The organism is Alteromonas sp. ABH4_456, from assembly GCF_056160645.1.
The window spans coordinates 1-7,648 of record NZ_JBSWXO010000025.1 but is presented as its reverse complement, the minus strand read 5'-3'; the positions used below and the strand labels follow the sequence as shown (position 1 = coordinate 7,648).

Genomic DNA, 7,648 nt, shown 5'->3' with positions numbered 1-7,648 from the left:
CGGTAATTTCTTTTTGGCGATTGATCTGATCGCAGAAATCACACTGAGTTCCCCTATGGGGTGCTCTACACTTAAGAACAGTTATTTAGTATCAGCCTTCTGCCGGTTGCTTCAATATCCTGCAGGGTTCTGACTTTAAACACATTTTGCAGCTTTTCCGTCGTTATTACAGCGTCCTGCCATAACGTGAAGGTCGGATAAGCAAATAGTTGCTCTAATGCCGTCTTACGGATTTCATCCGGTGTTTTGCCGTCCAGACAGAATACGCCGTAAGATGCGGATGCAAACCGGTTTCTTGGTAGATTTGAATCGATCACCAGCACATTGCGTTGAGCACGGACCAGTTGCATGGCTGCCGATAAACCGGCGAAACTGCCTCCGATAATGATGACGTCATAGTTCATAATGTCGCTCCGGTAGATTTAATGTAACTTATGATGTTACAAATTTAAGTTAGCATGAGTCATGTAACATTAAAAGTTTCATGTTATGCTCAACTAATTGAAATTAGAGAATGTAAAATGAGAAAAGACAGCCGCCTTTCGCGGGTGCTGCATGTTCTGGTTCATCTGGACGTGCACGAACAACCCGTAACGTCAGAAACTATTGCTAAAATGCTTACTACAAACCCTGTGGTGGTCAGGAGAACGATGGCGCTTTTAAGAGAGTGTGGGTACGTTGCAGCAGTAAAAGGACATAAGGGGGGATGGTCGCTTTCATGTTCCCTGTCAGATATTACATTGCTTGATATTCACCGTGCTCTTGGTGAAAGAAGTGTATTTACTATAGGACTCACTGATGAGCACAACAACTGTTTAATTGAGCATGCGGTAAATCGCGCACTCGACGGTGCGATGAAAGATGCTGAAGCACTTTTGCTCCAGCGGTTTGGAGAGGTGACGCTGGCAGATCTCAGCAGAGATTTTGAGAAAAACTATGGCTAACTATCTTTTTCAATCGAATTACCCCCGGTCACTGCTATGCGCATGGCGGTTTCCACATCAATATCCAGCGGCGTAACTTTTTCCCTCGGTAAGTATAGCGTGTAACCACCAATCTGATAGCTCATGGGCAAATACACGGCTACTTTGTCCTCATCAGGAAATAACTTATTGGCCACCTTATCGCTGGTCATAAAGCCAATTAACTTAATACCACCTTCCATTTCTACGGAAACTGCTTTTCTGCTGTCTTCGTCAGGCTTTACTTCAAACAGTTCTACTGCATCCTGCACGGCACCGAACAATGTTTTTACTACCGGTACACGGGCAAAAATACGTTCGCCTAACAAAATAATCCAGTTAAACAGATAAGCGTTGATTAAAATCCCAACGGCAGTCAGGGCGAGAATGACTGTAACGACGCCCAGGCCAGGGAAATAGTAATCTTCGGGAAGAAAAGGCGATAACAATGCTTCCGTGGTACTGACCAGCCACACAAGAAAATAGATAGTAATGGCAAACGGCAGTATGGTGATCAGCCCTTTAACCGGTAATAAGATCAATTTATTCAGCATTGTAACCCTTTTGGAAAATTAGCGGTGTAGTGTAGACCAGCATGGGAACTCAGAACAGAGCTGGCGGTGTTGAAATCAGCCCCGGATGTCCGGTTTGATGATTCATGTCTGGCACGTTTTGCTCACCGTGGCATTATGAACACATACGGGAATAACCCCAATTCTACCTTCGTCATATCACTCAGGGATCACAATGATAGATAAAGAACAGTTACACCAGCTTGCCGGTATTTGCAAAGAAGCCTCTGACGCTGAAATCATGCCCCGTTTCAGACAACTACAAAACGGGCAGATAGAAGAAAAGCTAAGTCACCACGATCTCGTGACCGTAGCCGATAAGGCGACTGAAACCTTCATTCTTCAGCGACTTCGTGAACTGTTCCCCGACGCGTTGCTGATTGGTGAGGAAAGTGTGTATGAGGACCCGGCAGCATTAGAACGGTTCGGTGATGCACCTCTCAGTTTTGTGCTCGACCCCATCGACGGGACCTGGCATTACGCCAACGGTTCGGTGAACTTCGGCGTGATGCTGGGCATCGCCACTCATGGCGAAATGACCGCTGCCATTATTTTTGAGCCTGTGACCGGCGACTATTTATGGGCTGTCAAAGGGCAGGGGGCTTTTCAGCGCATAAACGGTTCAGACGTTCCGTTAACGGCTAATCGTCACGGTACACTGCCACTCACGGATACCATGGGATGTTACTCTTTCGGCGTCACAAAGGAGGAAGAGCGGAAACAAGCGGTGAAAGCCGTAATGAAAATGGGGCGGGTGATGGATTACCGCTGTGCGGCAGCAGAATATCGTTTGCTCAACACCGGCGCCGTCTCTTTCGTGTTATTCCAGAATAAGCTTAATTTGTGGGATCACGGCGCAGGATTACTCATTACCAAAGAAGCCGGGGCAGTAGCGAGAATGATCGACGGCAGCGAATACACACCGCAAATCACCGGCAGATTGCTGGTGGCGGAAAGCGAAGCCCGCTGGCAGGAAGTGGCGGGGTTGTTTGTGAAGTAACGTTTACTTTTTTGAGGTTTATCTGGCGGTTAATAAAAATTCATTAGATATGTTGCCCATAAATATTTATTTTTATTTTGTCGTGAAACAGCAATTTTGCTGTATCTGTTTATTGTTCTGTCAGTTGATCTCATGATAGTAAGCTACTACTAAGTGGTGAGAAGTGCTGTACACCTGATGAAGGAACATTAGGAGTTACCGTGAATAATTCTGAAAATGGAAGAACCGGTGTGGATAATACTACCGGCAGGGAGCGGGGTATTATTGCTTCGCAAGTTAAGTTGCGCCAGGCCATGGCGAATGCCGGAATTCACTCTAAAACTGAACTTGCACGTAAAATTCAGGAGATAGAGGGGTTGGGTAAACTGCCCAGATCTCTTGTCAGCAGAGTATTCAGTCAACCGGTCGATCTGAAAAGTCTTGAGCGGGTTGCCAATGCCCTTTCTTGTGAGTCATGGTCTCTGTATTCAAATGCCGGTGATATGACTGAGCAGGGCATTCCGGCGGAACCTGTCAGGGAGGCTGAAACTCTTCTGTCTGAAACGCGGGGGTCCCGTTGGATGTCATTGGTGTTGCTTGTTGTTGTCACCATTACTGTGATTTTTTATACCCTCTACCAACTGCCTGGAGAAGAAACTTCGCAGAGAGTTGACACTATCCCTTTGTCAGACAGCCTGTTTAACCACAAAGTTGTCGCGGTTATGCCTGTTGAAGGTGATGATGCTGAACTGACTTACACGCACATGGTGGAAGACGCCGTTGCCATTGTCAGCGACTTTTTACCCGGTAGTGCATTTCGCTATAGTGCGGCAATAAGCCCGCCATCATTGATTTCGGATCAGAAAGCGGAGCTTGTTGTTACCGGTGAATTACTGGAAGTGGGTAAGTACGTGTTAATTCGTTTATCGCTTTATGATGAAGAAGGCATGTCATATTTCTGGTCCGGTCATTTTAATAAAACGTCCTCTCCTCTGTATATCAGCCAGACCATTAAGTTAGCTATTGAGAATGCAGATAAAGGAGCCGCGGGCGCTGTTACACCTGATTGGGAGGATTACAAGCGATATGCAGTTGCATTGAAATATCTGGACGGGGAGCGAAATGAAGAGGTGTTGCTTAAGTTGTCCGACATACTGCACAGAGTGTTACGACAGACCCCTGATTTTGCAGATGCACATGCAACTTTGTGTAATGTACTGGTACAAAAGCATATTTTTAGCGGAGAGAAGAGCTATCTTCAGGAGGCTGAAGAGGAATGCAAGCGTGCCAGAGTATTGAATGACTCGTCCCCCACAGTGTTAACTGCCAGTGCAGTGCTTGCCCGCAAGGCAGGAAACCCTGAGCTTGCGGCTCAATATCTGAGGCAGTTATTTTTAATCGATCCGGACAATACAGCAGGACTACAATTGCTCGCAGAAGTCGAGGTGCAGCGTTTCCGGCAAACCGGCGAAGAGCAATATATCAAATCTGCAGAGCAGGCACTTATTAAGGCAATAGACCTCGATCCGAAGCAGTGGAAGTTTCCGTTTACTCTGGCCAGAGTCTACTTTTTTACCGGTCAGGTTGAAAAAGCGATTTCATGGTCTGAAGAGGCCGTGCATGACTGGGAAGGTTTAGAAACGCTCACCAATCTGGGCACCTATCTGTTTTGTCACGGCGACCTTGCCAGTGCCAGAAATACTTATCAAAGCGCGCTGGCGTTATCACCGGATCATCCGGTGATAACATCGAACCTGGCAACACTCTACTACTATCTTGGACAGTACGAGGAAGCGCTGAATTTTTATCAGCAACTTGAAAACAGAGAGCCACAGACGACTGAGCTTTATCAGTACTGGATCAATGAGGCTGATACTTTTTATCATCTTGATAAAATCGGGAATGCCCGTAAGTTGTACCTGAAAAGTCTGGACTACCTTGATTCAGTGCTGGCAAAAGGTGAGGCGAGTGATATGCAAAAAGCGGCACGGATAAGTGTTTATGTGCGGCTGATGAAAATTGATGAAACGCTGGCGTCACCGGCGTTGATTGCTTCACTGAAGAAAGAAGCGCTGGAATTGGAAGATAACCAGGACATGTTAACCCGTTTTTATTTGAGCCTGAGCTGGTTAAACATGGGGGATGAAGCGAGGGCAATCCGCCTCAGAAAATCTATTGAGGGGAGTTGCCCTGGCTTTGTTGCATCACCTGATTTTTCTATCTGAATAATCGTCTTTTGATTGGCAGCAAGAGCAGACTAAACAGCATTAAACCTGCTCCCTGTGGTGCCGGAACAGGCGTTGGAGTGACCGTCTCGTCCAGAATGTTGATGTCTGCAATAAAGCTGCCGGCCAGATTAAGGTCAAGACCAAAATCATCGGATAACAGTATGTCTGTGAACATCAGTTGTCCTGCCCCTTTTTTTACAGCAATGAACGTCAGGGTAGCAATTTGGAAGGCATCAGGCTGGCTGTTCAGATCCCAGTCCAGACTGACCGCAGAGAGATTTACCTCGCCGTATGAGTCTGAACTACCGTAGATAAACGTCCCGGTGTTATCTAGAGTGAAAACAGTGCTGGCGTAGTCTGTAACCGGCTCATCGAAATCAATATTAAAATCAAAACCGCCCAGGTTCTGAGGATCAAGCCCCGAAATCCATACAGGTATTTCAAGGTTGTCACCTTCATACGCGGTGTACAGGTAATCCTGCCCCAGCTCGCCGAAAGCTAAAACCGGCGCAGCTGTTGCCGCTGTTGAACTAAGCATTAACACTAACGAAGATACAATACATAAGTTTTTCATAGTCATTCCTTGTCTTAAGGAGGGGCTCCGGTGAGCCCCCGCCTACATTTTATTGAGTTAGTTGAGATGCGCAGTTCGTAAAAGTACACTGCAACACACATCCCCTTGCATCCAGAACGTTTATTACACCGTCCCCGTTGTAATCTGCAGGATCGTCGGGACCTGTCGCCGGTGAATTACGGGCGGCGAAGATTCTCATGATGTCGGTATTGTCGACCACATTGTCGCTGTTCATATCACATACAAGCGGTTCATCTGCCTCCACAGTGATTAGCACTTCATCAGTATCACTGGCTTCGCCGTCGCTTACAGTAAGGCTAAGAACATAATCACCGGGGAGTAGAGCAAAGAAGCTCGCTACCGCTGCGGTTGGCGTAGTGACTTGTATATTGCTGCCAGCAGGCTGGCTTACAAGCTGCCACAGATACGTCAACGGAGCCGGTGAAGCATCGGGGTCATAACTGGCCGAGCCATCCAGTACGATATTGCTTTGCACATCATGAATCTGATCCGCGCCGGCAATAGCAACCGGAGATTCATTGGCAACTACGGTTACTGTTACATTATCTGCCGATGAAATTTCTCCATTTATCAGTGTTAGACGCAGTACATAGGCCCCGCTTGTATCCGGCACAAATGACGCAGCCAGTGCTCCGGAGCTAGCAATGTCATAGTTGTTAAGCACACTGCCTGAAGGAACCGAAACAAATTGCCAGTTAACAGAGAGCTCATCACAGGCACTGGTGTAAGATGAGCCTGTTCCGTCGAGCTGAACAACATCACCGGGCCCTGCTGTATTATCAGGTCCTGCTTCTGAATTCAGGTCACAAACTGGCAGTGCACCTACTGAAGTAGTCGCAGCTATACTGTTTTCCAGTTCTCCGTCACTGACCGTCAGCCACACAGTGAAATTACCGTCTACGTCAGGTACAAAGCTGGCTGTTGCTGATCCCGGATTGGTTATATCTGCGTCAGTCAGTCCGCTGGCTGCGGGGATGCTACCGAACGACCAGGTATAACTCAGCGGGGAAGGGCCATTGTCAGGGTCGTAGCTGTCGTTGCCATACAGCACTGTGGTTTCGCCAACCAGAACTTCAAGAGGAAGGGTCGAGACTGCAACAGGCGCGACATTCTCATCAACCACTATAAGGGTAACGGTGTCTGCATCACTACCGGTCTCACCATCGTTGACAACCAGAGCTACAACATACGTACCTTCAATATCTGCTGTGAAGCTGGTAATGACTGAAGTAGATGAATCGATACCCGCAGAACTGCCAGAAGGTTTGCTAATGAAGCTCCAGCTGTAAGTCAGCGTGTCTCCTTCAGGGTCGTAAGAATTACTGCCGTCGAGGGTGACAACACTTCCTGTTGCAAACTCACCGTCGGTACCAGCTTCGGCAACAGGTGCCCGGTTCATTACCGTCACCGTTATTTCAGCAGTGTCAGTAAACAGGCCATCGTCCACTGTGAGTGAGAATACATACTCACCGCTTACATCAGGGACGATAGAGGCCGAGTCTCCTGTTACATTGTCGAGCATATTCAGATTGAGCTCACTATCAGCAGGAATTTCAGTTATAGCCCAGTAATAAGTAAGTGGCGAAGGTGCATTATCCGGATCTGTCGATCCTGAACCATCAAGTGCGATGGTATCGAAACGATAGACATTACCAATCGTGCTGATTGACGCAGAGGGTGGAACTGGCTGAGGGGCGCCGGGTTCAAGGTTGAACCCGATTTGGTAAGGGCCGGTGTCATCATGGTCATTGGAGTAAGCTATAGCTGCATCCTGTACAACGAGTGTATAGGTGCCAGATTTTAATACTGGATAGTCAGCTAATATGGCAACGTCATTATTTGCAAAACCACTCAGAAACTCACCATCCGGATCATAGAGTTGCCCGAAAGGTGCGAGATCATCCTGGTCGGTATCGAGTATTTCTACAGAGATGATATCACCACTTGATGCGTCAAAGTGCCATGTGTCCAGATCACCATACCCGATAGTATCGCCAACATAGCCGTTACTGACTAATGCACCATGCTCGCTAACCGGTGGTTTCACGAAGTAGATACGATAATCGCCGGTGTCATCATGGTCGTTGGAGTAAGCGATAGCTGCATCCTGCACAACAACCGTGTAGTTTCCGGACTCGGTCAGTTCCAGGCGATCAAAGCGGACAACGCCATGGGCAGCTTTACTGTTTACGAAGACACCGGAAGGGCTGTAGATCTGTATGAAAGGAGCAAAGTCAGTACCAGATTCGTCGGTAATGTGCAGTGTGACTTCTTCACCGGCACTACCTTCAAACTGCCAGGTATCGATATCA

7 protein-coding genes are annotated in these 7,648 nt (G+C 47.5%); 3 read left to right on the top strand and 4 right to left on the bottom strand.

Annotation, left to right across the window (positions count from 1 at the left end; all coding sequences use genetic code 11):
- Positions 1-71: 71 nt before the first annotated feature.
- Positions 72-404: an FAD-dependent oxidoreductase gene (locus ACXAG2_RS20610; protein WP_474870163.1), complete on the bottom strand. Its 333-nt coding sequence runs from the start codon at positions 402-404 to the stop codon at positions 72-74.
- Positions 405-521: 117 nt separating this feature from the next.
- Here ACXAG2_RS20610 and ACXAG2_RS20605 point away from each other — a divergent pair, with 117 nt between their 5' ends.
- Entirely contained in the window at positions 522-944 is a 423-nt protein-coding gene (locus ACXAG2_RS20605) for an RrF2 family transcriptional regulator (RefSeq protein WP_474870161.1), read from the top strand.
- Here ACXAG2_RS20605 and ACXAG2_RS20600 read toward each other — a convergent pair.
- On the bottom strand, positions 941-1,516 hold the full coding sequence (locus ACXAG2_RS20600; RefSeq protein WP_474870159.1) for a DUF502 domain-containing protein: 576 nt from the start codon (positions 1,514-1,516) through the stop codon (positions 941-943). The two genes, ACXAG2_RS20605 and ACXAG2_RS20600, sit on opposite strands and share 4 nt — an antisense overlap.
- A gap of 193 nt (positions 1,517-1,709) precedes the next feature.
- Between ACXAG2_RS20600 and ACXAG2_RS20595 the strand changes: the two genes are divergently transcribed.
- Positions 1,710-2,534 (top strand): inositol monophosphatase family protein, encoded by an 825-nt coding sequence (locus tag ACXAG2_RS20595; RefSeq protein WP_474870157.1) that lies wholly within the window; start codon positions 1,710-1,712, stop codon positions 2,532-2,534.
- A 200-nt stretch (positions 2,535-2,734) separates the two neighbouring features.
- The gene (locus ACXAG2_RS20590; protein WP_474870155.1) at positions 2,735-4,738 is read left to right on the top strand and encodes a tetratricopeptide repeat protein; all 2,004 of its coding nucleotides are present in this window, start codon (positions 2,735-2,737) and stop codon (positions 4,736-4,738) included.
- Here the strand turns inward: ACXAG2_RS20590 and ACXAG2_RS20585 are convergent.
- Together ACXAG2_RS20585 and ACXAG2_RS20580 are read right to left on the bottom strand one after the other, a co-directional pair.
- Positions 4,731-5,315, bottom strand: a complete 585-nt coding sequence (locus ACXAG2_RS20585; protein ID WP_474870153.1) for a cohesin domain-containing protein — start codon at positions 5,313-5,315, stop codon at positions 4,731-4,733. The genes ACXAG2_RS20590 and ACXAG2_RS20585 overlap by 8 nt on opposite strands.
- A gap of 49 nt (positions 5,316-5,364) precedes the next feature.
- On the bottom strand, positions 5,365-7,648 hold a 2,284-nt coding region (locus ACXAG2_RS20580; protein ID WP_474870151.1), incomplete at its 5' end, for a PKD domain-containing protein.

Excerpts from the sequence above, each read along its gene's own strand:
- ACXAG2_RS20610 (WP_474870163.1), bottom strand. The coding sequence starts at position 404 with ATGAACTATGACGTCATCATTATCGGAGGCAGTTTCGCCGGTTTATCG.
- ACXAG2_RS20605 (WP_474870161.1), top strand. The coding sequence starts at position 522 with ATGAGAAAAGACAGCCGCCTTTCGCGGGTGCTGCATGTTCTGGTTCAT.
- ACXAG2_RS20600 (WP_474870159.1), bottom strand. The coding sequence starts at position 1,516 with ATGCTGAATAAATTGATCTTATTACCGGTTAAAGGGCTGATCACCATA.
- ACXAG2_RS20595 (WP_474870157.1), top strand. The coding sequence starts at position 1,710 with ATGATAGATAAAGAACAGTTACACCAGCTTGCCGGTATTTGCAAAGAA.
- ACXAG2_RS20585 (WP_474870153.1), bottom strand. The coding sequence starts at position 5,315 with ATGAAAAACTTATGTATTGTATCTTCGTTAGTGTTAATGCTTAGTTCA.